This is a genomic window from uncultured Eubacterium sp., from assembly GCF_937958975.1.
In the GTDB taxonomy this organism is placed as follows: domain Bacteria; phylum Bacillota; class Clostridia; order Lachnospirales; family Lachnospiraceae; genus Eubacterium_G.
This window is the reverse complement of the sequence record NZ_CALGRE010000014.1, coordinates 1-24,433: the sequence shown is the minus strand read 5'-3', so window position 1 is coordinate 24,433 and position 24,433 is coordinate 1. Positions and strand designations below refer to the sequence as shown.

Annotated in this window: 22 protein-coding genes; 1 reads left to right on the top strand and 21 read right to left on the bottom strand. The window is 35.6% G+C overall.

From position 1 onward, the window contains the following. Positions 1–15: 15 nt before the first annotated feature. A complete protein-coding gene (locus tag Q5O86_RS01725) occupies positions 16–945 on the top strand; it encodes a nucleoside recognition domain-containing protein (protein WP_302625418.1) in 930 nt (309 codons plus the stop codon). A 71-nt stretch (positions 946–1,016) separates the two neighbouring features. On the opposite strand, the gene Q5O86_RS01720 is transcribed toward Q5O86_RS01725, so the two are convergent. The 21 genes from Q5O86_RS01720 to udp all read right to left on the bottom strand — a co-directional run bounded on the left by Q5O86_RS01720 (position 1,017) and on the right by udp (position 23,632). Further along, positions 1,017–1,610 carry a vacuolar family H+-ATPase subunit H gene (locus tag Q5O86_RS01720; protein ID WP_302625417.1) on the bottom strand — a complete coding sequence of 198 codons (594 nt, stop codon included), beginning with the start codon at positions 1,608–1,610 and terminating at the stop codon, positions 1,017–1,019. Positions 1,611–1,622: 12 nt separating this feature from the next. Beyond that, complete coding sequence (coaD, locus tag Q5O86_RS01715; protein WP_302625416.1) at positions 1,623–2,102, bottom strand: pantetheine-phosphate adenylyltransferase; 480 nt, start codon at positions 2,100–2,102, stop codon at positions 1,623–1,625. Beyond that, entirely contained in the window at positions 2,099–2,662 is a 564-nt protein-coding gene (gene rsmD / locus Q5O86_RS01710; protein ID WP_302625415.1) for a 16S rRNA (guanine(966)-N(2))-methyltransferase RsmD, read from the bottom strand. Before rsmD ends, coaD begins: the two co-directional genes overlap by 4 nt. Positions 2,663–2,762: 100 nt before the next feature. Next, positions 2,763–3,890 carry a 30S ribosomal protein S1 gene (gene rpsA / locus Q5O86_RS01705; RefSeq protein ID WP_302625414.1) on the bottom strand — a complete coding sequence of 376 codons (1,128 nt, stop codon included), beginning with the start codon at positions 3,888–3,890 and terminating at the stop codon, positions 2,763–2,765. Continuing rightward, a complete protein-coding gene (gene ispH, locus Q5O86_RS01700; RefSeq protein ID WP_302625413.1) occupies positions 3,871–4,752 on the bottom strand; it encodes a 4-hydroxy-3-methylbut-2-enyl diphosphate reductase in 882 nt (293 codons plus the stop codon). The genes rpsA and ispH overlap by 20 nt, the downstream gene beginning before the upstream one ends. Positions 4,753–4,762: 10 nt before the next feature. Continuing rightward, positions 4,763–5,419: a (d)CMP kinase gene (gene cmk, locus Q5O86_RS01695; RefSeq protein ID WP_368074723.1), complete on the bottom strand. Its 657-nt coding sequence runs from the start codon at positions 5,417–5,419 to the stop codon at positions 4,763–4,765. A 13-nt stretch (positions 5,420–5,432) separates the two neighbouring features. Next, positions 5,433–6,662 carry an NAD(P)/FAD-dependent oxidoreductase gene (locus tag Q5O86_RS01690; protein ID WP_302625412.1) on the bottom strand — a complete coding sequence of 410 codons (1,230 nt, stop codon included), beginning with the start codon at positions 6,660–6,662 and terminating at the stop codon, positions 5,433–5,435. Between the two features lie 109 nt (positions 6,663–6,771). Then, positions 6,772–8,178, bottom strand: coding sequence for an oxaloacetate decarboxylase subunit alpha (locus tag Q5O86_RS01685; protein WP_302625411.1), 1,407 nt, complete (start codon positions 8,176–8,178; stop codon positions 6,772–6,774). 72 nt (positions 8,179–8,250) lie between these two features. After that, positions 8,251–9,390: a sodium ion-translocating decarboxylase subunit beta gene (locus Q5O86_RS01680; protein WP_302625410.1), complete on the bottom strand. Its 1,140-nt coding sequence runs from the start codon at positions 9,388–9,390 to the stop codon at positions 8,251–8,253. 32 nt (positions 9,391–9,422) lie between these two features. Continuing rightward, positions 9,423–9,782, bottom strand: a complete 360-nt coding sequence (locus Q5O86_RS01675; protein WP_302625409.1) for a biotin/lipoyl-containing protein — start codon at positions 9,780–9,782, stop codon at positions 9,423–9,425. A 30-nt stretch (positions 9,783–9,812) separates the two neighbouring features. Continuing rightward, positions 9,813–10,649 (bottom strand): OadG family protein, encoded by an 837-nt coding sequence (locus tag Q5O86_RS01670; RefSeq protein WP_302625408.1) that lies wholly within the window; start codon positions 10,647–10,649, stop codon positions 9,813–9,815. Between the two features lie 13 nt (positions 10,650–10,662). Further along, positions 10,663–12,114 (bottom strand): acyl-CoA carboxylase subunit beta, encoded by a 1,452-nt coding sequence (locus tag Q5O86_RS01665; RefSeq protein ID WP_302625407.1) that lies wholly within the window; start codon positions 12,112–12,114, stop codon positions 10,663–10,665. A gap of 266 nt (positions 12,115–12,380) precedes the next feature. Beyond that, positions 12,381–14,264, bottom strand: coding sequence for an asparagine synthase (glutamine-hydrolyzing) (asnB, locus tag Q5O86_RS01660; RefSeq protein WP_302625406.1), 1,884 nt, complete (start codon positions 14,262–14,264; stop codon positions 12,381–12,383). A gap of 30 nt (positions 14,265–14,294) precedes the next feature. Then, positions 14,295–15,770 (bottom strand): UDP-N-acetylmuramoyl-L-alanyl-D-glutamate--2,6-diaminopimelate ligase, encoded by a 1,476-nt coding sequence (locus Q5O86_RS01655; protein ID WP_302625405.1) that lies wholly within the window; start codon positions 15,768–15,770, stop codon positions 14,295–14,297. Positions 15,771–15,790: 20 nt separating this feature from the next. Continuing rightward, positions 15,791–16,624 (bottom strand): diaminopimelate epimerase, encoded by an 834-nt coding sequence (gene dapF, locus Q5O86_RS01650; RefSeq protein WP_302625404.1) that lies wholly within the window; start codon positions 16,622–16,624, stop codon positions 15,791–15,793. Between the two features lie 154 nt (positions 16,625–16,778). Next, a complete protein-coding gene (locus Q5O86_RS01645; RefSeq protein ID WP_302625403.1) occupies positions 16,779–17,921 on the bottom strand; it encodes a D-alanyl-D-alanine carboxypeptidase family protein in 1,143 nt (380 codons plus the stop codon). Between the two features lie 121 nt (positions 17,922–18,042). Beyond that, complete coding sequence (scpB, locus tag Q5O86_RS01640; RefSeq protein WP_302625402.1) at positions 18,043–18,609, bottom strand: SMC-Scp complex subunit ScpB; 567 nt, start codon at positions 18,607–18,609, stop codon at positions 18,043–18,045. 17 nt (positions 18,610–18,626) lie between these two features. After that, positions 18,627–19,370 (bottom strand): ScpA family protein, encoded by a 744-nt coding sequence (locus tag Q5O86_RS01635; protein WP_302625512.1) that lies wholly within the window; start codon positions 19,368–19,370, stop codon positions 18,627–18,629. Positions 19,371–19,450: 80 nt separating this feature from the next. Continuing rightward, positions 19,451–20,665 carry a D-alanyl-D-alanine carboxypeptidase family protein gene (locus Q5O86_RS01630; protein WP_368074721.1) on the bottom strand — a complete coding sequence of 405 codons (1,215 nt, stop codon included), beginning with the start codon at positions 20,663–20,665 and terminating at the stop codon, positions 19,451–19,453. A 53-nt stretch (positions 20,666–20,718) separates the two neighbouring features. Continuing rightward, complete coding sequence (locus tag Q5O86_RS01625) at positions 20,719–22,857, bottom strand: LTA synthase family protein (protein WP_302625401.1); 2,139 nt, start codon at positions 22,855–22,857, stop codon at positions 20,719–20,721. Between the two features lie 16 nt (positions 22,858–22,873). Continuing rightward, complete coding sequence (gene udp, locus Q5O86_RS01620; protein ID WP_302625400.1) at positions 22,874–23,632, bottom strand: uridine phosphorylase; 759 nt, start codon at positions 23,630–23,632, stop codon at positions 22,874–22,876. Positions 23,633–24,433 lie beyond the last annotated feature (801 nt).

Sequence of the window (24,433 nt, the reverse complement as noted above, 5' to 3'; positions counted from 1 at the left end):
ATAAAAAAGGCTTTTATGAAAAAACTAACAGGAACATTTTTTTGTATTATTGCAATTATACTTATTCTCTCATTTCCCAAAATAATCACCGAAAGCGTAAAGGATGGAATCATCCTTTGCCTTTATAATGTACTGCCCGCTTTACTGCCTTTTATGCTTATTGTTAATATTATGCAAAAATATGATTATTGCAGATATATCAGCTATATTACAAAACCATTTCTAAACAAACTATTTCACATTACCGACAATGGCTGTTTTGCTGTAATCATAGGTTTTTCCTGCGGATATCCAATGGGAGCAAAAGTAATTTCCGACCTGCATTCTCAAGGAAAAATAACATTATCTGAAGCCCGCTATCTGGCAACTTTCTGCAATAACTGCAGCATTTCCTTTTTAATTAATTATATTTATTTTAACTTTGTAAAAAATTTATGGAATACATTTTTTTCAACACCATACACCACAGTCATAATTCTTTTCCTTGTCTATGCGCCTGCGGTATTAACAGGAATTATAAATAGATTCTGGAACAAAACATACATAAACTCCTCCCACTTGTCTCCTGTATTATACAGTGGGAATCCAATCCTCTCATCTGTAAAGTCGCTATCTATCTTATGCGTTTACGTTATTTGTTTTACGATATTTTCCGGTTTAATTGCCAGTACATCAATCAATACTGAATTTAAGGCACTCATCTGCGGATTTTTAGAAATAACTTCGGGAGCTCCAATCATTACCGCTTCTATAAGCCACCCCGTAATATGTATTTATTTTCTACTACTATGCACTGTTTTTGGTGGTTTTTCCATTACCATGCAATCTCTTGGACAACTAAAAAATAAAACATTAAAAAAGTATTATATTTTAGGCAAAATTGAAAGTATAATTATCTTTTCAGTTCTTTTTATTATTGTTTTATACCTGAATAATAAATTTTAAAAATACCGATATATCATATAAAAAAGAAACAAAGCAAAAGCTTTGTTTCTTTTTTATAATTCAACAAAACATTAAAGTAAATCTACTGTTAAATCATCATCATCCTCATCTAATGCTATGTCACTTTCATCCTGTCCGCCCAATTCTTTTCTGCTCTCCACTACAACATTTAACGAACTGTTCAGGGAAGTCATCATTGTACTCTGAGCGCTCTCAAAACTGTTCATTCCTGTAGTTAATATACTCTGAACATTTGACAAAATATCATCTGTATACTGCATTGCTCTTGTTCTTAAATCATTTGCTTCTGTTGTGGCAGAATCAAGTATGTTCTGTGCCTCCTGCTGTGCCTGTTCAATAATCTGATTTGCTTCATTATATGCCTTCTGCATAATTTCATGTTCACTGACTAACTGATTAATATGCGCTGTTGCCTCAGCTATCATTGATTCTGACCTTTCTTTTGCATCATTGAGAATTGCGTCTTTATTAGCAATTATTTTCTGATATTTTTTAATTTCATCAGGAGTTCTCAATCTCAGTTCTGCCAATAATTCATCAATATCATCTTTATTTACAATTATTTTTGATGTTGATAATGGCTGAAACTTACAATTATCAATGTATTCCTCAATTTCTGTAATAATCTGCTCAATTTTACTCATTTCAATTCTCCTTTATCTTCTAAATTTATCATAAACTTGATTGACAACCGTTTTAGGTACAAATCTGCTGATATCTGCGCCATAATACGCAGCTTCTTTCACTGTGCTCGAACTTAAATACGCATATTCTAAGCTCGTTGTAAAAAAAATCGTATCAATATCACTATCTAAAACCATATTCGTTTGCGACATTTGAAGTTCATACTCAAAATCGGTGACTGCCCTTAACCCTCTCACGATAACTTTTGCATCCACCTTTTTTGCAAAATCAACCAACAATCCCTCAAACGACATTACTTTAACATTTGGAATATCTTTTACGACTTCCTCTAGCATTTTAACACGATTTTCGACCGAAAACAACGGCGATTTCGATTTATTATTCAAAACACTTACAATCAATTCATCTACAATTTTTGATGCTCTATATATGATATCTAAATGCCCCAGAGTGACGGGGTCAAAACTTCCAGGATATATTGCTCTTGTCATAGCTTGTCTCCACATAATTTTAAAAATATATGCTTATTTGTCTTATATTTTTTTTCTTTTATTATCTCAAATCCTAACATAGCTGCATAAGAAAAATCGGTCTCCAACGATGCCTCAATGATAATATAAGAATTTTCATTTATTAAATCAGATTTTGAGAGAAAAATCAACACTTCTCTTTCCAATTGTTTATTATATGGCGGGTCCATAAAAATAATATCACATACAATCTTGCCATTCAACTGTTCTAATGCCTCTTTAAAGGACATTAGCATTACAGTAGCATCTTCTTCTAATTTTGTAAATTTTAAATTATCCTTGATACAGTCAAATGCCTCTTTATTGTTTTCCACAAAATAAGCCTTTTTTGCACCACGACTTAACGCCTCTATACCAATTCCACCACTACCGCTAAACAAATCAAGAAAAACCGCATCATATAACAAATCATTTATCATATTAAACAATGTTTCTTTAATTCTGTCTGTCGTCGGTCTGGTATTCATTCCCTGCACCGTTTTAAGCTGCAATCTTCGTGCCTTTCCCGCAATAACTCTCATTGATAATATTCATCTCCTAAAAAGATTTCTGCTAAAAACAGTAAAAGCAAGCAAATAATTTGCCTGCTTTTATATTGTAAATGAAATGGTCTATACCATTTTATTCTTCTGTAGCTTCTGCCTCTTCTGTCTCAACAACTTCTTCTTCCACATCATAACTATCCTCAACAGGGTCTTCATCTGGAAGTAATGCCTTTATGCTTAAGCTGATTTTCTTTTCTTCTTCATTGAAATCAACAATCTTAGCTTCAATTTCCTGACCAATACTCAATTCATCTGCCGGTTTTTCAACATGATGTCTTGCAATCTGTGAAACATGTAATAACGCATCAACACCAGGCTCAATTTCAACGAATGCACCAAAATCTGTCATTCTTGCAACTTTTCCTGTTATAATCACACCTTCAGCAAACTTTTCACTTGCATTTGCCCATGGATTTGTGTCTTCAAATTTAAGGCTCAAAGCAATCTTATCATCATTAATTTCTTTAATAAATGTTGTCACCTTATCACCAGGTTTGTAGATTTTTCTTGGATTTCCTACTCTGCCCCATGACATTTCAGAAATATGAAGAAGACCGTCAGCTCCCCCGATATCCACAAAAGCACCAAAATCAACAACACTCTTGACAACACCTTCAACAGTATCTCCAACAGCTATCTTCTCAAATAAAGCTTTCTTTGCTGCTTCTTTTTCAGCTGCAACTAACTGTTTTCTGTCACCAATAACTCTTCTCTTCTTAGGGTCAAATTCTGTAATAACAAATTCAACTTCCTGATTTAAATATTTGTTCAAATCTCTTTCAAACACATCTGATACAAGGCTCGCCGGTATAAATACTCTTCCGCCTTCTACGTCAACACCCAAACCACCTTTCAAAATCTGTACAACTGGTGCTTTGAGAACTTCTTTATTTTCAAAAGCTTCTTCAAGTCTCTTATTTGCTTTCTCTGCAGCAATTCTCTTATACGATAAAGCAACCTGTCCATCTCCATCGTTCACTTTGAGAACCTTGACTGTCAGTTCATCGCCTACTTTAATTACAGTTGTCAGATCTACAGGTGTGTTAGAGTATTCATCTCTTGTAAGAATACCATCAGCCTTATAACCTATATTAAGAACTGCGTAGTCTTCTCTTACACTGATTACCTTTCCTTCAAGAACTTCACCGTTGTGAATTGTCTTGAATGATTCATCCAACATTTGTTCAAAACTCATCTCTGACATTAAGAACGACCTCCTCAATAATATTCTTTGGGGTAGATGCCCCTGCTGTAATACCTATAGACTTTAATGAATTATCATCACACGATTTAATATAAGTATCAAACTCAGACCCTTCTTTTAAATCCTCTGCGGTCTGAATATAAAATGTATTCTTACATTCTTTTTTACATATATCATACAGCTTTTGTGTATTAGAACTATGTCTGCCGCCAATGACAATCATAGCATCCACTTTTGACGAAATATCTTTCGCTTCCGCTTGTCTTTCGTGTGTCGCATTACAAATCGTATTTACAACATTAATATCATAACCCTTTTTTTGTATAATTTCAACCAAATATTTAAATTTATTGTGGTTAAATGTCGTTTGAGACACTACACACACCTTTGAATCTTTGTTGAAATCAATTTTTTCTATATCTTCCGGCTCATTTATTACGATTGCAGTCCCATCAACCCATCCTTTAATTCCCTCAACTTCCGGATGTTTATCATTTCCTATAATAATTATCTGTTTGCCCTGACTGCTCTCCTCCAAAACAATTTTATGAATTTTTTTCACAAAGGGACATGTTGCATCAACAATATTAATATTTTCCTTTTCCAAGGTATCATATACCTTTTTTTCCACACCGTGAGACCTTATAATAACTGTTTCATTATTTTGTCTTTTCAATTGTTCGATATCTTCAACAACCTTAACTCCCTTTGATGCGAAATCACTTACAACCTGTTCATTATGAATAATCGGTCCCAATGTATAAATTCTATCATGTTGTTTTCCAATCTCACTATAAACACTGTCCACTGCTCTTTGCACTCCAAAACAGAATCCCGCACTTTTCGCCAAAATAATATCCATGTTATCCCACCTAATCAACAAGTTTTTTTATCGTTTCTACTACCTGTTCAATATCCATATCTGATGAATCCACCAAGACAGCATCCTCTGCCTGTACAAGCGGAGATATTTCTCTATTCATATCCCGGAAATCACGTTCCCTGATATCTTTTTCTATCTCATCAATATTGCATGACTGACCTTTTTCCAACAACTCCTTATATCTTCTCTCTGCTCTTGTTCTGGCGCTCGCAGTAAGATAAATTTTTAAATCAGCCGACGGAAGCACTGCTGTTCCAATATCTCTTCCATCCATAACGACATTATTTTTACCTGCTAACTCCTGTTGCATTGCAACAAGAATTTGTCTAACCGGACCATACACAGCAATTGCACTTGTCATATTTCCGATTTCTTCCTGCCGAATTAACGTACTCACGTCTTCATCATCCAAATATACTTTCTGTACACCATTCTCGTATTTTAAAGAAATATGAACCTTACCGCATTTTTCTACAACTTTTTCTTCCTCGTCTGCCCTGATGCCATCCCGGTAACACGCCAATGCCATTGTACGATACATTGCTCCTGTATCCACATAAATAAACCCCAACTCCTTTGCCACAATTTTTGCGATTGTGCTCTTTCCGGCTCCTGCCGGTCCATCAATTGCTATATTATACATGATATCCTCCATTCTTTTAATAAATGCTACTTCCCGCAAGATAACCTGTACTCCAGGCAACCTGTAAATTATATCCTCCGGTTAACGCATCTATATCCAACACTTCTCCTGCAAAATATATATTTTTCATCAATTTTGATTCCATTGTTTTGGGATTAATATCTTTTACAGATACTCCACCTTTCGTAATAATTGCCTCATGAAATCCCCTTGTTCCGGTAATTGTCATTGATAAACTTTTTATTGTTAAAATCAAATTTTCGCGTTCTTCTTTTGTAATTTCATTTACTTTTTTATAAGGATTAATCCCCGATAACGCAATAATAACCGGTATTATTTTTTTAGGAAGAAGCTTATCTAATGAATTATTGAAATTCCTGTTTATATTTTCCTTAAAATCTTTTAAGATTCTCTTATTCAGCATTTCATAATCCAATGCCGGCTTCAAATCAATCACAGCTTTGAATGTATTGTTTTCTATTTTATCACTTATATATCCGCTTGCCGATAAAACCAACGGACCACTAATTCCAAAATGCGTAAAAAGCATTTCTCCCATTTCACTATAATATATTTTTTTCTTTTCATCTAAAATTTTTAATTCAACATTTTTTAAAGAGAGTCCCTGCAGACTTTTACAAAACTCCTCCTCAATCTCAAATGGTACAAGAGATGGATATGTTTCCTGCACAACATGTCCCACTCTCTTTGCGAACAGATATCCATCTCCTGTAGAACCGGTAGACGGATAGGAAATTCCTCCGGTAGCAATTATACAGTATTCTCCCCGAAATTCTCTGCTTTTATTATCTTTTAAAATAAAAATATCTTCCTCTTTTTCTAAAGAAACAATATTCCACTTATAATGAATTGTAACACCTGCATCCTGCATCATTTTATTAAACGCAAAAATAACATCTGATGATTTGTCACTTGCCGGAAAAACACGGTTTCCACGCTCAATTTTAGTTTTTACTCCGGCACTCTCAATCATTCTGCATACATCCTCGCTATCCAAACAATGATATGCACTGTATAAAAATTTAGCATTTCTCATAATATTCGCAAAATGATTTTCTATATCTGACGCATTTGTAATGTTACATCTTCCTTTTCCGGTAATAAATAATTTTTTTCCAAGTTTCTCGTTTTTCTCAAACAAATGGACTTCATTACCATTATATGCAGCGGCAATTGCAGCCATCATCCCAGCTGCACCTCCACCAACGACTAATACTTTACTCATATTCAACACCTAAACACTTTACACAAGCTAATTGCTTTATAGCACAAAAAATGCAAACGAATATTTTTATTTTAAATATTCGTTTGCAATATTTTATTATATTTTAATTCTATACCGGATAAGCTCCGTTTTCTTTATCTGCAACAGTCGGGTCCACCTTTGTCTGCTGAGCTTCTCTGTATTCGAAAAACTCTTTTGCAACCTGTGGGAATAATGCGTATGAAAGAACATCTTCATCCTGCTGTTTCCACTGTGCACACTCTTTTTCAAACTTCTCAAGAGATGGTTTGAGTAAATCTGCCGGTCTGCATGTAATCGGCTTTTCATTTCCAATAGCTTTTTTCTGTACTTCTTTATTAAAAGGTTTTACAGTCTGACCATATTTTCCTGCCAATAAATCCTTAGCCTGCTGGTTTACCATTTTATATCTCTCACCCATAACAACATTTAATACTGCCTGAGTACCTACAATCTGACTGGATGGGGTAACCAAAGGTGGTTCGCCAAAGTCTTTACGAACTCTTGGAATTTCCTGTAATACCTCATCAAACTTATCCTCAGCTCCCATTTCCTGTAACTGAGAAACCATGTTTGAAAGCATACCTCCTGGAACCTGATATAAGAGTGTGTTAATATCAACACCCATAACCTTAGGATTTAATAACCCACTCTTTAAGCATTCTTCTCTATATGGCTTAAAATGGTCTGCAACCTTCTTTAAAAGATTTTGATCTAATCCTGTATCATATTCCGTTCCCTTAAATGTCTCTACCATAACTTCAGTTGCAGGCTGTGCCGTTCCCATTGAAAATGGTGAAATAGCTGTGTCAATAATATCACAACCAGCCTCTACAGCCTTCATATAAGTCATTGCAGCCACACCGGATGTATAATGTGTATGAAGGTCTATAGGCAAATCTGTTCCCTCTTTTAATGCCTGAACCAATTCAGTAGCCTGATAAGGTGTCAAAAGACCTGCCATATCCTTGATGCAAAGAGAGTTTGCTCCCATGTCCTCAATTCTTTTTGCTGTGTCTTTCCAATAATCAAGCGTATATGCATCTCCTAATGTATAAGAAAGGGCAACCTGCGCATGGCCTTTTTCTTTATTTGCTGCCTTAACTGCTGTTTCTAAATTTCTAAGGTCATTGAGACAATCAAATATTCTGATAATATCAATACCATTTGCCAATGATTTTTGAACAAAATATTCTACTACGTCATCAGAATAATGACTATATCCCAATATATTTTGTCCTCTAAAAAGCATCTGCAGTTTCGTATTTTTAAATCCATCTCTTAACTTTCTCAATCTCTCCCAAGGATCTTCCTTTAAGAATCTAAGAGAAGCGTCAAAAGTAGCTCCACCCCAACACTCTACAGAATAGTATCCAACCTTATCCATTGTATCAATGATTGGAAGCATCTCTTCCGTTGGCATTCTCGTGGCAATGAGTGATTGATGAGCATCTCTTAATATTGTTTCGGTAATTTTTACCGGTCTTTTTTCTGCCATTTATATTTCCTCCTTGTATCTGTTTCACTGGAAAACTATTTAAATTTTACACGCGATAATTCCTGCTGATGCTTAGATTCCAAATATAGCCATAAATGTACCTGCCGCAACGGCTGTACCGATAACTCCGGCTACGTTTGGTCCCATTGCATGCATCAAAAGAAAATTCGTAGGGTCCGCTTCCGCTCCGACCTTCTGCGATACTCTCGCAGCCATAGGAACCGCTGATACTCCGGCTGAACCAATCAGTGGATTTACCTTGCCATGTGTAGCAATACACATTAATTTTCCAAATAAAACTCCGGCTGCCGTACCCACTGCAAATGCAACCAAACCTAAAACAACAATTTTGATTGTGCTGATATTAAGGAATGCCTCTGCACTTGTCGTAGCACCAACACTCGTACCAAGCAAAATAACTACAATATACATTAATGCGTTACTAGCTGTTTCCTGTAACTGTTTTACAACACCTGATTCTCTAAACAGGTTACCTAACATAAGCATACCAACCAGTGGGGCTGTTGTAGGTAATATCATAACAACTACTATTGTAACAATAATTGGGAATAAAATCTTTTCCAATTGTGAAACAGGTCTGAGCTGTTCCATTTTTATTTTGCGTTCTTTTTCTGTTGTCAACAATTTCATAATTGGCGGTTGAATAATTGGAACTAATGCCATATAGGAATACGCCGCCACCGCAATCGGTCCTAACAAATCTGTCTGCCCCAGTTTACCCGCAAGGAATATAGAGGTAGGTCCATCGGCACCACCAATAATCGAAATAGCAGCCGCAGCCTTTCCGCCAAATCCCATAAAAATTGCCAAAAAATATGCCGAATATATACCAAACTGTGCTGCCGCTCCCAGCAGGAAACTTTTTGGATTTGCAATCAATGGTCCAAAATCAGTCATTGCACCTACGCCCATAAAGATAAGTGATGGCAGGATACTATATTCATCTAAAATATAAAAATAATGAAGTAATCCTCCTGCTTCACCGTTTGCCGGTGCTTTCATGATGTCCGGATACATATTAACTAAAAGCATACCAAAAGCAATAGGAACCAGTAATAATGGCTCATAACCTTTTTTGATTGCCAGGTATAAGAAAATACAAGCAACAACAATCATAATATAGTTTCCAACGCTTAAGCTTAAAAACGCTGATTGTCCCACCAGATTTTCTAATGTATCTATGATATTCATTTGTTACCTCCAGTTTTATTATAAAATACTAACTAGTTTAATGATGCAATAACTGCTCCGGCATCAAATGAATCACCTACGCCAAATGCTATACTTGCAACTGTTCCATCTTCTGGAGCAACAACAGAATTTTCCATCTTCATTGCTTCAAATACTAAAATTGTATCACCTTTTTTTACTGCCTGACCCGGATTTGCACTAATTGACAATACTTTTCCAGGCATAGGAGCTGTAACCTTTATACTTCCCTCTGTACCTGCTGATGCCGGTGCCTTAGCTACAGGCGCTGCTGACTGTTTTGCCGGTCTTACCGGTGTACCTGCCGATGAACCTGTCTCTTCCACAGTAACATCATATACATTTCCATTGACTGTTATTGTATAACTTTTCATTTTATTTCCTCCTAAATATACATAAGTAATCTAACGTCTTCTGATGCTTCTGACAACAAAACTATCTGTTGACGTATTTTCACTTGCCGCAATTGCCGCTGCAATTACTGCTATTAATTCTGAATTATCATTTACAGGCATTACATCTGCTGTATTCTCTCTCGCCTCAACCTGTTCTGTATGAATTGATTTCGTTTTATTTGCTTTTCTTTTCTGTTTTGCCTCTGTAATCTTTGGAATTACCCTAAAACATGAAATGATAAGCGAAATAAAAATAAGTACAGCGAAAACTGTTCCCATACCCATCAGAGTATTCACAGCTGCCGAAGTCATTTTTGCTCCTATAGATTCATCACCATTATCCGGAAGACTAAACTCAACGGATGTAGGAACTGTTCCTAAATTATCAAAGAGAGAAACATGCAAAATCATTTTTAAATCTCTCTTTTCAAAATGGAGTATCGCACTTACATCGATACCTTCCTCTTCTGTCTCAGCAATATTTACATCATCATAAGATTTATAATTGCCACACTTTTCGTCTCCCACAGTCTTGGCAAAATTCACAAATGCATCTGTCTGATAATCAAAATATTCGCCGAGATATTCTAACTCGTCATGATTACAATTAGAATACTGTGCAACCGCATTTGCATATTGTTCTACTAATTGTTTTGCCTGTGCCATCGTTATCTTACCACCAGCATATGTTTTCATATCCTCGGCAGATAATGTTGTTTCCTGCTGAGTCTCCATATTGCTGAAATCTACCATATCGTCAGCCAGAACAAAGGTACTACTCAAACCAAAACAAACCAGCACAGAAGCAAGAGAAAATATCAAACGCAATTTTCTTTTTATGTTCATATTGTCCTCCTATTTAAACTGTTCCGTGCTTTTTTCCCGGTCTATCTTCAAACTTCGTGTATAACATCTCAAATGCTCCAATTATATATTTTCTTGTATCAACCGGTTCTACAATACTATCCACATATCCTCTTGCAGCCGCAGACATAACACTTTCCTGAAGCTTCTGATATTCTGCTGTCTTTTCTGCTATCACAGTACCTGCATCTCCCGATTCTATTTCATCTGCATACATAATCTTAACAGCGCTTGATGCATCCATCATTCCGACTTTTGCTGTAGGCCATGCATAAACGACATCTGCACCGGTTGCCTTACTATTCATTGCTACATATGCACTTCCGACAGCCTCACCTAAAATGAGATTTACTTTTGGAACTGTAGCATTCGCAAAAGCGTAAACTAATCTGGAAGAAGCTTTCGCACCTCTCTTTTCCTGACACATTGTTGCTTTGTAACCATTTACATTTGTCAGCGTAAGAACCGGAATATTAAAAGCATCACAGAATGTCACAAACTCAGCTGCCTTATCACATCCATTACATGTAAGTTTCGCTTCAAATTCTTCAGATACATTCATATCTTCATCATATATTTTTGTTCTATTTGCAACAGCACCTACTGTAGCTCCATTTAATTTAATAAAAGCCGTAACCATCTCAGGTGCATAATTTTTCTTTACTTCTACAACAAACCCGCTATCAGAGATATTCTCAAGCGCAAGCAATGTATCTTCGACACAATTTTCGATTCCCGCTGCGGCTCTGTTTAAATCATCCTCACATTCAAAATCTGCGGCCTCATCTTCATTATTCGAAGGGAGAACGGATACAAGTTCTCTCATTCCCTCAAGTATCTCTGACTCAGTTCCTGTGAAATCAACATTTCCCGCTGCTTCACTCTGGAACTTAGCAGAAGCACTGTCACAGACTTCTTTTCTGTTTTCATCAATTGCATTTGGGGAATTAACAAATAACTGTGCTTTTTCGCTTTCCATAAATGTAAAATCAGAAAGTCCTGCCACAACACTCAAACCTCCACCACAATTTCCAAATATTGCAGAAATCTGTGGAATCACACCTGAAGCAAGTGACTGTTTCATATAAATCTGTCCAAATGCATTCAGTCCATCTACCGACTCCTGAAGTCTAAGTCCTGTACTGTCAATCAATCCAATCACAGGCGCTCCCATCTTCATAGCCATATCGTAGAGGTTTGAAATTTTTCTGGCGTGCATTTCACCTACAGAACCACCCAATACAGATGCATCCTGACTGTAAACATACACTAACTTTCCATTGATAACACCATATCCGGTAATAACACCATCGGATGGAGTATCTTTTGCCTGAATGTTAAAATCAGTGCTTCTTGCTTTCATCAAACCACCAATTTCAACAAAACTGTTATCATCAAGAAGAGTTTCTATTCTCTCTCTTGCTGTAACTTTAGCTGTTGTACTCATAATCAGTCCTCCAATAAATTAATTAACTTTTTCATCCATAAAATGGATACTAATGGCAAACATATATATTTATCATCAACATGCATTTTGCCCACACATATGCCTATATTACTATAGAAATATGTGTGAGCAAAATATATAACAAATACAAATGTATTCATCAGGTCAAATATCAACCAAATTTTTTGCCTTATATAGATTAACCCTTTTTTTGTCAAATATCAAGTTAATTTTATTCTAAAAAACAAACAAAAAACTTAATTATATTATGCCGTCTTAATTCTATTCTCTATCCAATTACTGTTGAGCGGTTTAAAATCTTCCTTTTCAAAATATACATTGTACCATACGAGAAAAACATAGACCGTCCATATTTTTCGGCTGTTATCAGCCTTTCCTGCTCTGTGTTCTTCCATTAATTTTACAAGAATGTCTATATTAAAATATTTTTTTGCAGCATCTCCGGTAAGCATTTCCATCACTTTACTATAATATTTTTCCTCCTTCAGCCACACTCTGATTGGCACCGGAAAGCCAAGTTTTTTCTTATTTGCCGTAGCTTCAGGAATATGTCTCTTCGCAGCAATTCTAAACGCTCTCTTTGTTGCCTCTTCATTACATCTAAATTCAATTGGAAGTGTTTTTGCGTATTTAAAAACTTCTACGTCCAAAAATGGTACTCTGGATTCCAAACAATGTGCCATACTCATTTTATCGGCTTTCAGTAGAATATCTCCCTGAAGCCAGAAATTTGTGTCAATATACTGCATTTTTGCGATGTCATTCAAATGCCCCACCTTATCGTATGTTGTTGAAACAATTTCCTGCGGTGATATATGTGTTACCGGATTTTTTAATAATTTTTCTCTATCTTTTACGGAAAACATATTGGCATTTCCAATAAATCTCTCCTCTACACTTTTGCTTCCCCGAATAATAAAATCCCTACCCTTAATATCAGGCATTACAGAGGCAATCTTTGCCAGGCCCTTTCTGATACATTTTGGTATTTTCTGATATCCTTTCAAAGACAATGGCTCATGATAAATATTGTATCCTCCAAAAAACTCGTCAGCTCCCTCGCCGGATAATACAACTTTAATCTGTTCTGCCGCAAGCTGGTCGACAAAATAAAGTGCGATACAGGAAGGGTCTGCTAACGGCTCGTCCATATAATACATTACTGTAGATATAGAATCAAAATATTCATCACTATCTATGTTTTTGCTAAAATTCTTTTTCCCCAACTCTTTCACAAGGCCTTCTGCATAGCGGATTTCATTATATTTACTCTGCTTATCCAAAAAACCAACAGTAAATGTTTTTTCTCCCGGAAACTCAGAAACAACGTAGCTGGAATCCACACCACTGGAGAGAAGAGAACCAACCTCAACATCGGCAATCATATGTGCATCTACTGTATTATGAACCACATCCTCAATTTTAGAGACAGTCTGTTCTAAGTCACCATTTTCTTCCGGCTCCATCATCGGATCAAAATATCTTTCTATCTCCATCTTTCCATCTTTATAAATCATATAATGGCCTGCCGGTAATTTATATATTCCTTTAAAAAAGGTCTCCGGTAAGACGGAATACTGAAAACTCAAATACTGTTCCAACGCTTCTTCATTTACCTGCTTTTTAAAATTCGGAAACTCTAATATTGCCTTTATCTCAGATGAAAAAACAAGTTTTCCATCTACATTGGAATAGTAAAAAGGTTTAATCCCAAAATGGTCTCTCGCCCCAAACATTGTATTTGTTCTGCTATCCCAAATCACAAAGGCAAACATTCCCCGTAATTTTGTAAGTAATTCTGTTCCGTACTCCTCATAACCGTGAATCAAACATTCTGTATCAGAATCATTGGCAAACTTATGTCCTTTTTCAAGCAATTCTTTTCTGACCTCTAAGTGATTATAAATTTCTCCATTAAAAACAATTGCTATATCTCCTGTTTCATTGTACATCGGCTGAGCACCATGACTTAAATCAATAATACTCAGTCGTCTATGTCCTATCGCCGCATGCTTATCCACATACATTCCCTCATCATCCGGACCTCTATGGGCAATTTTATCCATCATTTTCTTTAAAACTGCTTTACTCTCTTTCACTTCTCCTATAAAGCCACAAATTCCACACATATCATCAATCTCTCTTTCATTCGTTTCATTTTAAAGTACAGCTCTCACTTCTTCTTCCTGAATAATTTCACTTATAAGAACACGTTCATCCATAGGATATTTTACCCCTTTTATTTCCTGGTAATCTTCATGCCCCTTTCCTGCCAATACAATAACATCTCCATCTTTTGCATTCAAAATAGAATAGCGTATTGCATCCTTTCTATCAGGCACAGTGACATATTCTCCATCAGCCTTATGTATACCGACCAGAATATCATCAATAATGTCCATCGGTTCCTCAAATCTGGGATTATCAGACGTAACAATCGTAAAATCGGATAATCTCGAAGATACTTCTCCCATCTCAAAACGTCTATCTCTGGCTCTGTTTCCACCACAACCAAATACCGTGACAAGTCTTTTCGGCTGATATTCTTTCAAACTCGTCAAAAGACTTTCTAAACTCATTGCATTATGCGCATAATCAATCATCAGAGTAAATCTCTCAGAAATTGGTACTATTTCCACTCTGCCCTTAACTCTCACATCCAACAGTGCCTTTTGTATCTTTTCAATATCGTTCGTAAAATGACTACAGATAGCAATGGCACACAAAGAATTATAGACGCTGAAATTTCCTGGAACATGTATCTCCACAGGAAAATTCATTTTTCCATTTAAATGATATGATACACAAAGACAACCCGGTTTTGTAAACAAATTAATATTGGATGCCTTAAAATCATAATCTCCACAGACCCCAAAAGTCTCTATCTCACAGGTATGTCCATCTAATACTCTGTCAACAAAATCCGCATCCATATTTACTATGCCCTGCTTACACTGTTTTAATAACATGCTCTTGCACTTTAAATAATCATCAAAATCTTTATGTTCGTTTGGTCCGATATGGTCTGGTTCAATATTTGTAAAAATCCCATAATCAAAGAGAAATCCTGATACCCTGTGAAGCATCAGTCCCTGTGACGAAACCTCCATAACCACACACTTGCATCCCTTTTCAACCATCTTTGCAAAGGTCTCCTGTACAATATACGACTCCGGTGTCGTATTTTTCGCCGGTGTTACCTCATCATCAACAATCGTCTCAATTGTACCGATAAGTCCTGTCTTAATTCCAACACTCTCTAACACCTGTCTTACCATATATGTCGTTGTTGTTTTCCCCTTTGTACCGGTAATACCTATAGTTATCATTTTTTCAGCCGGATAATCAAAATATGCTGCTGACATACATGCCAAAGCATATCTGGTGTCTTCTACATGAATTACGGTAATGTTTTCAGGAACATCCACTTCTTCCATAACAATAAGCGCTGTGACTCCTTTATCTATTACATCATTTATAAATTTATGTCCGTTAAAACCTGCACCCTGAATACATACAAATACATCATCCCTGCCAACTTTTCTTGAATCACTCCGGAGATGTGCAATATCAATTTTTTCATCTCCTTGAATCAATGTATAATCTATTTTTTCTATTAATTTTTGTAATAACATGATTTCACACACTTTCTATATTAAATTTCAATATTTCCTGTAAAAGCAATTTTTGCTGGACCTGTCATATATACAGTGTCCTCATCTCTGTTATACTCTATCAATAAATCGCCTCCTGTTAACTTTACTGTAACTTTATTTTCTGTAAGACCATTGAGAACACAGGCAACCACACTTGCGCACGCGCCTGTACCACACGCCAGAGTCTCTCCTGACCCCCGCTCCCAAACTCTCATTTTTATTGTATTTCTATCAATTAACTGAATAAATTCTGTATTAATTCTGTCCGGAAAAATTTCATTATTTTCAAATTGAGGACCTATTTTTTCTATTTCAAGATTATCCGTATCATCGACAAATGTCACTGCATGAGGATTTCCCATAGAAACACACGTTATTCTATATTCTTTTCCATCCACAAGCAACGATTCGTCAATCACTTCTTTTCTGTCAGATATCACCGGAACCTCTTTTGCCAATATGACAGGTCTACCCATATCTACCCGGACAGTCTTCACTGTTTCATTTTCCACATTTAATACTAAGGTTTTTATGCCGGATAACGTTTCTACAGTAATTGTTTTTTTATCCGTCATTTTATTGTCATAAACATATTTTGCAACACAACGGATACCATTACCACACATTTTTCCTTCAGAACCGTCTGCATTATACATACTCATTTTAAAATCTGCTACTTCAGATGGATTAATTACAATCAGTCCATCTGACCCCACGCCAAAATGTCTGTCACTGACAATCTCTGACACTTTATTTGGATTTTCAAGCCTTGTGGTAAAACCATTTACATAAACGTAATCATTTCCACAGCCTTCCATTTTTGTAAATTCCATAAACGCTCCTTACTCTTCTTTTCAAACCATATGATATAAGTTTCAATCCATATTTATAGCAACATTTTGTAAGTCGAACATTTTTATTCCCAACATTTTGTGCGAAACATAATTCGGTTTAAATATACCACAGTTATCACTATAAATAAAGCTATTATTGAAATATGAAAGAATTGAAAGTATTTCTCAGACAATAAAAAAAGTCATATTCCTCTACACTTTCCATCGCTCTAATTTTACATTTTTCCATACATTGATTATTAATTAAGATATCAACTTCACCAATTACACTATTCTTCTCAATCGGTAAATTGTATTTAATTTTTGTCTGCGTTTTAATCTCATCCTTTTTCGATAAAAGTGCATTATATTCTCCAACCACTTTAGCACAAATCTTATCTTTCGTACCATTCTCAATATTGACATGAACCACCCTGTCTTTTTCAAGAATATTTTCATACGCAAAGTGATTCTTTCCATAATTCATCAGTTTTGTTGTATCATTCCATTTATAAGATTTATTTGGCGGCCATCCGCAAGCTAAGACACAGGAAACAAACAAACGCCCTTTACTCTTCACTGCTCCTACAAAGCAATAACCCGCCTCGCCCGTAAATCCGGTTTTTATTCCAATTGCCTCATTATCCATAGATAAAAAAGCATCTTTATTACCTACTGTAAAATTTCTTTTTCCCTGCACATTAGAAAAACTGTATGACTTTGTATTTGTGATTTTTACAAACTCTTCATTTTTTACTGCATACGCTCCAATCAATGCCATATCATAGGCTGTAGAAAGATGTCCTTTGGCATCTAATCCGTTAGGCGTGACAAAGTTTGTATGATATGCTCCGATTTCCTTTGCCTTTTGATTCATCAGCTCTGCAAAATTTTCTACACTTCCCGCAACACCTTCTGCCACAGCTACCGCCACATCATTATAGGACTCGAGCATCATCGCATACAATAAGTCTTTTAAATAATATTTTTCTCCTTTTATAACATTCATATGTACTTTCGGCATCTTAGAAGCCTTTGCACTGACATCAACAACCTTATCCATCTCAGCATTTTCCAGAGCGACGATGCATGTCATAATTTTGGTCGTACTTGCCATAGCCATTTTCTGCTCATAATTTTTTCCAAACAATACTCTTCCTGTTTCTCCGTCAATCAGCACCGCCGATTTTGCTATCAGACTTTTTTCATTGATATCCTCCCTTTCCTCAGCATATATGTTTCCCCAATTGCAGCTCACGCACATAATACACAAGATACACGCCAATATTTTTCTCATATGGTCTCCTTATACCATTATGCAAATTTATCCATATAATATATTCTACTTTCCATAAATACAGAACCATTTCAAACGAAACAAAAGCAGCTATCATAAAAACTGATTGCTGCTTTCATAATTAATCATTAGACTTTAAAGTAACTTCTTCCTCTGCTTCGTGCTTAAACTCTTCTATAATGTCAGGGCTGACTATTGGCAGACTTTCCGCTGAGGCAACACCAAATCTCCTCAAAAATTCTTCCGTTGTCCCAAACAATAACGGTCTTCCCGGAGTGTCCATCCTTCCAATCTCTTCTACAAGCATATATTCAACTAATTTATTCACTGCGAAATCGGACTTTACACCTCTGATACGCTCAATCTCTGATTTTGTAATCGGCTGCTTATATGCGATAATAGAAAGCGTCTCCATCAAAACATCGGTAAGAACCTGCCGTTTTGGCTGTTTTGCCACTTTAATGAGCGCCTCATACATTTCAGGTTTTGTGCACATTTGATAGGCTCCATCTAACTCAATAATCTTGATTCCTCTATCTTCATTTTCTAAATCTGCCTGCATTTCCTTTACTATTTCTTTTACTTCTTTGGGCTTTAATTCTAAGGCATTCGCTATCTTTGTAACATCCACCGACTCACCCATAGTAAATAATATTGCCTCAATCTTTGCTTTGTAACTATTCTCCATATAAACCTCTTCTTCATCTACTCTATAGAATCTATGTATATATCATCAAATGTCTTGTCCTGATGCACTTCAATTTCTCCAACTTTAATCAATTCCAAAACTGCCAAAAAAGATACAATAATCTCCATTTTACTACTCTGCGTCTCTAACAGCTGTCTAAAACTGCACCTTTTTTTCTTTTTTATGGCATTAGACACATAATTGATTTTATCCGGCAAACTGACTTCGTCCATCTCTATTTTTCCGAATTTACTTCTTACAGGGTCAATTTTGTCCATCTGTCTTTTCAAAACCATCTGAAATATCTCATTTAATTTTGATAAATCTATATCCGACAACAATGTGTCCAAATTTACTGGAGGCTCATACTGTTTCACCTCGTCCGGAACCGTAGGTACCTTATACATAGACTTTCCCGCATATACCTGCATATCCCTCAACTCACCGGCAGCATACTTATACATCTTATATTCAATCAGTTTTTCTACTAACTCTGCCCTAGGGTCGATTTCCTCACCATTCTCATCAATTTCCTTTGGAAGCAGCATCTTACTTTTAATGTCAATCAAAGTTGCCGCCATAACAAGAAACTCACTGGTGAGGTCTAAATCGTCTTTCGGCATCTTACTGACATATTCCAGATACTGCTCTGTTATTTCAACAATGGGAATATCATATATATCTACTTTATTCTTTTCTATCAGATGTAAAAGCAAATCCAAGGGTCCCTCAAATGCTTCTAATTTCACTTCCAATTCTATCATTTTATTTCTTTTGTCTCCACTTTTTTCTCAAAACTTTATTATACATAAATTTTAATAATTTTTCAATAGATTTGCCCTTAGGAAATTTGCAGCAGGTAACGCATCATATTTACAAATGTAAATTTATAATCCGCTTTTTTTACATTTTCATCTGAAACAATATTTGTCTCTCCTATTTTTTTACCGTCTAAAGTATACTCTATTTTTCCTACGACATCTCCTTTTTTTATCGGTGCATTAATTTGCTGATTCATTTTTACCTCTGTTTTCATCTTGCTTAAGTCCTTTCCTTCTGTGTCCACAAAAGAAAATTTATTATTTTTCACAGAGGCAGTTCCTTTTCTGCCACCATTAACATTTACTTCTTTTACATGATTTTTTTCATCTTTATAAACCTTACAATTTGAAAAACCATAATTTATCAGCTTTTGTGCCTCCGCAAATCTGGCTTTATAATCCGGAGCTGCCATAATAACTGCAATCAGTTCTACACCATCTTTTTCAGCCACAGTGGAAACGCAATATTTCGCCTTGGATGTACTTCCTGTTTTAAGACCTTTGACGTACTGATTGGTCTTTAACAATTTATTGGTATTAGAAAGCATAAATTCGCTCTCGCCTTTTTTTGTCTTATGTGTAAAGCTTTCCATCCAAATCGTAGAATATTGAAACACTTCCGGATATTTTGTTATCAGTTCCCTTGACATAATTGCAACATCCATAGCCGTCGTATAATGGTCATCCGAATCTGTCAAACCACAGCAATCAATAAAATGCGTATTCTTCATTCCTAACCCCTGTGCCCGCTCATTCATCATTTTGACAAATTCTTCTTCTGAACCTGCAATATGTTCTGCCATCGTAACCGAGGCATCATTTCCCGAGGCAATAATAATACATTTAATAAGTGTCTCTACGCTCTGTTGCTCTCCTTCTTCCAGAAAAACCTGAGAGCCACCCATACTTTTTGCGTGCGCACTGGTCGTTGCCATGTCTTCTAATTTTATTTTACCACTATGTATTGCATCAAAAATAAGTATCATTGTCATGATTTTTGTTATACTTGCCGGGCTCAGCTTTTCATTTTCATTGTTTGATTTAATAACTGTTCCGGAAGAAGCTTCCATTAGCACAGATGCTTTACATTGAACCTCAACATCTGTTTCTTTTTTTTCTTCTGCACTGACAGAAACCTGTGAAATGCCTGCAATCATACTTAATATAACTATAAAAACAGTTATTCTTTCTAAAACAATTCTCCCTATTTTTTCAAATAATCCTATTTTTTTCATAAAAAACTCCATTACACCTTTAATACATTGTAATGGAGTAAAAAAATTTTATGCTATTTTTTTGATGTTTCCTTCTCTTTATTTTTGGTACTTTTCTTTGATTTCTTCTTTGATTTTTTCTTAGATGTCGCAGCCTTTTTTCCGGAAGGCTTCATTTCCTCTGCATTATAAGAATACGGCTCTGTCTTCGTCAAAACATGTTCATCAGAATTTTGCTGATATACAGAAAAACTATCACCTTCCTGTAATTCAGGATAAACAATCATTAAGGTGTTAGGGTCAATGTAAACGGTTTGCTGCTTTTCATCATTAATATAAACTTTGCTGTAACTTGTAAAATAATTTCCATAAATATATATCGTTCCCAATTCATCATCCATAGGAGTAATGGAACTAACCTTCACTTCGTTTAACCCCAGTTTTATTTCCGTTGGACGATATGGATTTTCTCCATTTGCAGCATAATTATCACCATATAACAAGTCGTAAGAAAGATTTTTTAATCCTTCCTGATAAGTCTCCTCATCATCTGCTTTATGAAGCTGAGTATAATTATTTATCTTTCCGGAATTCATGTTCAGTCCGCCTAAGACCTTTGACTGTAACTGGTACGCTTCAATATCCTCATTTGTATAATTGGTTTTAAAATTTGACCAAATTACATATTGTGTCTGGTATACATCTCCATTCACCAAATCCTCACCTGTAATTCCAAAGCTTGGAAGATGGTCACCATACATTATGAGAACTGTATCCTCACCGAACTCTTTTAAGGCTTTAATCAATTTTCCAATAAACTTATCCATCTCATTTGTCTGCCACGCATAATACTGGTATTGATTTTTCACAGACTCATCATCCACACCTGTAACTTTAATTGGATAATCATAATCCCCGTCTGTCGGATAACTTCCATGTCCCTGAACGGATATCGTATAAATATAATCCTGTTTTTTTGTCGATTTCAGTGCCTTAAGTATATAATCTGTCAAAAAATAATCTTTTGCCCATCCCATTGGTGTGAAATCATCAATATTCATATTTTCTATTGATGTAAATGTATCATATCCAAGATTTGAAAACACTACATTTCTTCCATAGAAAGTTGCTGTATTATTATGAATTGCATGACAATTATACCCATATTCTTTTAGGTTATAACAAATACTTTCACATGTGGTATCGACAAGTTTCGTCTTGAATGGATACTCACCCGGTCCAAAAAAGTCGAGATTGATTCCTGTCATCACCTCAAACTCAGTATTTACAGTCCCGGCGCCGACAATTGGTACATTCAAATATCCACTTGGATACTTCTCCATTAACTTTTCAAAGTTGGGAACCGGATTCTCCGACATAGTAATTCCTTTTAAATTATTCATATCAAAAAAGGATTCTAACTGTAAGAAAATAATATTTGGTTTCTTTTTTGCCTTTTTAATCTTATTTTCATTGTCATCATTTTTTACTATCTTTTCAATTGTCTCGCCCGAATAAGTATTTGGCTTGTCAATTCCGGTATTTATAAGACTGTTCGTAAAGCAATAAACAAATCCATAATCATAATAGGATACTCGAAGTTCTCCAAATTTCATTGAAATAAGATTGGATGCAATTCCAAGATTAATTGCTCCCAGACCAATTACCCATATAATAATAATTGCAACAATATTTCTTGTATATTTTATCTCATGATGAACTTTTGGTGCCTTGAGAAACATAAATACAAGTCCGGCTACTGCTAATAATAATGCCACTACCACTAAAACAATTTGAAACACAGAGAAATATTTATTGATAACTCCAAAGGCGCTGTCTATCAGCATCAAATCCACCGCGGTGAATGGTGTAACCCTATTTGCCAATAAAACTGCATTCGCACTTCCCAATATAATCCAAATCACCGAAATAAGGGTAAGTCCAAAAAACCTTCTTTTCATAAGTAATGTAAATGACAATGTCATCAATATTATTACTGCATTACATATAAAAACATATGGATTTCCTATTAGAAAATATATTCCTTTTAAAAAAGATTTTCTAGCCAGCATTTCTATAAAGAGATTTATAAGAATTGCTGTAATTAAGTACATATAAATAATATGTTTATTATATGTTTCCTTAAAAAATCCTCGCATCACATGATATTTTTCTTTTACTATTGTTATATAATTTTTAATTTTTTCTTTCATCTAAACTTTGTGCCTCCTAAAGTAACTGTTTCTCTGCTATGATTAATCTCATAGCCTCCACGGAAACTTTAATTGCATTTTCCGTACGAAAGCAGTCAGGCTCCATAAAACCTTTTTGTTTGCGTTCCTGATTCCATATAACATGAAAAACCGAACCACATTTTACGCCCAGACTTGCCGCCACAGTAAACAATGCCGCCGACTCCATCTCACTTGCCAGCACCCCGAGCCGCTTCCACGCTTCCCACTTATTTAAGAGTTCGTAAGAAACCGGCATGCGTTCCGGATTATGTTGTCCGTAAAAAGAATCTTTACACTGTACCACTCCACAATGATAACGCATTTTCAAATTTTTGCAAGCATTTACCAATGCATTATTAATATCAAAATCAGAAACTGCCGGGTATTCTATCGGAGCATATTCTCTGCTCGTTCCTTCATTTCTCACCGCTCCTGTAGCAATAACACAGTCACCGGCTTTTACATTCAAATGAATCCCACCACATGTACCTATTCTTATAAATGTATCTGCTCCGCATGCTACTAACTCCTCCATAGCAATGGCAGCGGACGGACCACCAATTCCGGTAGATGTAACTGTAACTTTTTCTCCCAGAAGCGTACCCGTATATGTGGTATATTCTCTATTCTCTGCAACAAGATAAGAATTATCAAAATACTTTGCAATTTCTTTGCAGCGTCCCGGGTCACCGGGCATAATGACATATTTCCCAATATCACCTTTTTTCACTTTTAAATGCATTTGTTCGCACATTCTCTTTCTCCTACAATCTCTTTTAATTTACTATTTCCCATTTGAATTTGACATCCAAAATTATCTGCTATCGTCTGACCAATATCTGCAAAAGACTGTAATGTATGCAGATTCACATTTTTTCCTGCCTTTTTCCCATACATCAAAACCGGTATATATTCTCTTGTGTGGTCTGTTCCCTGATAAGTAGGGTCACATCCATGGTCAGCATTAACAATTAACAAATCATCATCTTTCAAACAATTCATAATTTCCCTTAATCGAATATCAAAATCAATCAGTCCGTTTGCGTATCCTTGTACGTCTCTCCTATGCCCCCATTTCGAATCAAATTCCACTAAATTCGTGAAAATCAATCCTTTTTCAATTTGTTTCATCAATTGGAGCGTCTGATTCACACCATCCATATTATCATTTGTATGTATACTTTTTGTAACACCTTTTCCACAAAATATGTCATGAATCTTTCCAACACCGTATACATTAATCCCATTCGCGTTTAGCTTCGTTAATAAATTATCTTCCGGCTCAACCGAAAAATCTTTCCTATTGGATGTCCTTACAAAATTATTATCGTCCCCTATAAAAGGTCTGGCAATCACTCTTGCCACTTTATATTTACCGGTCAGTATCTCTCTTGCATTACGACACAATTGATATAATTCATCCAATGGATAAACATCTTCATGACATGCTATTTGAAATACACTATCTGCCGAAGTATAAACAATTGGTTTTCCCGTCTTTATATGTTCCTTTCCGTACTCTTTTAAGACAGATCGGAAGAGCACACGTCAGAAC

Bases quoted from the DNA above. Each gene is read 5' to 3' on its own strand.
- Q5O86_RS01665 (WP_302625407.1), bottom strand. From the start codon at position 12,114: ATGAGTACAACAGCTAAAGTTACAGCAAGAGAGAGAATAGAAACTCTT.
- scpB (WP_302625402.1), bottom strand. From the start codon at position 18,609: ATGGAGAATAGTTACAAAGCAAAGATTGAGGCAATATTATTTACTATG.
- Q5O86_RS01690 (WP_302625412.1), bottom strand. From the start codon at position 6,662: ATGAGTAAAGTATTAGTCGTTGGTGGAGGTGCAGCTGGGATGATGGCT.
- dapF (WP_302625404.1), bottom strand. From the start codon at position 16,624: ATGGAATTTACAAAAATGGAAGGCTGTGGAAATGATTACGTTTATGTA.
- Q5O86_RS01625 (WP_302625401.1), bottom strand. From the start codon at position 22,857: ATGAAAGAAAAAATTAAAAATTATATAACAATAGTAAAAGAAAAATAT.
- Q5O86_RS01725 (WP_302625418.1), top strand. From the start codon at position 16: ATGAAAAAACTAACAGGAACATTTTTTTGTATTATTGCAATTATACTT.
- Q5O86_RS01720 (WP_302625417.1), bottom strand. From the start codon at position 1,610: ATGAGTAAAATTGAGCAGATTATTACAGAAATTGAGGAATACATTGAT.
- rsmD (WP_302625415.1), bottom strand. From the start codon at position 2,662: ATGAGAGTTATTGCGGGAAAGGCACGAAGATTGCAGCTTAAAACGGTG.
- asnB (WP_302625406.1), bottom strand. From the start codon at position 14,264: ATGTGTGGAATTTGTGGCTTTATAGGAGAAGTGAAAGAGAGTAAAGCA.
- coaD (WP_302625416.1), bottom strand. From the start codon at position 2,102: ATGACAAGAGCAATATATCCTGGAAGTTTTGACCCCGTCACTCTGGGG.
- Q5O86_RS01685 (WP_302625411.1), bottom strand. From the start codon at position 8,178: ATGGCAGAAAAAAGACCGGTAAAAATTACCGAAACAATATTAAGAGAT.
- ispH (WP_302625413.1), bottom strand. From the start codon at position 4,752: ATGGATATTATTTTGGCGAAAAGTGCGGGATTCTGTTTTGGAGTGCAA.
- Q5O86_RS01645 (WP_302625403.1), bottom strand. From the start codon at position 17,921: ATGAGAAAAATATTGGCGTGTATCTTGTGTATTATGTGCGTGAGCTGC.
- Q5O86_RS01655 (WP_302625405.1), bottom strand. From the start codon at position 15,770: ATGTTATTACAAAAATTAATAGAAAAAATAGATTATACATTGATTCAA.
- rpsA (WP_302625414.1), bottom strand. From the start codon at position 3,890: ATGTCAGAGATGAGTTTTGAACAAATGTTGGATGAATCATTCAAGACA.
- Q5O86_RS01630 (WP_368074721.1), bottom strand. From the start codon at position 20,665: ATGAAAAAAATAGGATTATTTGAAAAAATAGGGAGAATTGTTTTAGAA.
- Q5O86_RS01670 (WP_302625408.1), bottom strand. From the start codon at position 10,649: ATGAACATAAAAAGAAAATTGCGTTTGATATTTTCTCTTGCTTCTGTG.
- Q5O86_RS01675 (WP_302625409.1), bottom strand. From the start codon at position 9,782: ATGAAAAGTTATACAATAACAGTCAATGGAAATGTATATGATGTTACT.
- udp (WP_302625400.1), bottom strand. From the start codon at position 23,632: ATGTGCGAACAAATGCATTTAAAAGTGAAAAAAGGTGATATTGGGAAA.
- Q5O86_RS01680 (WP_302625410.1), bottom strand. From the start codon at position 9,390: ATGAATATCATAGATACATTAGAAAATCTGGTGGGACAATCAGCGTTT.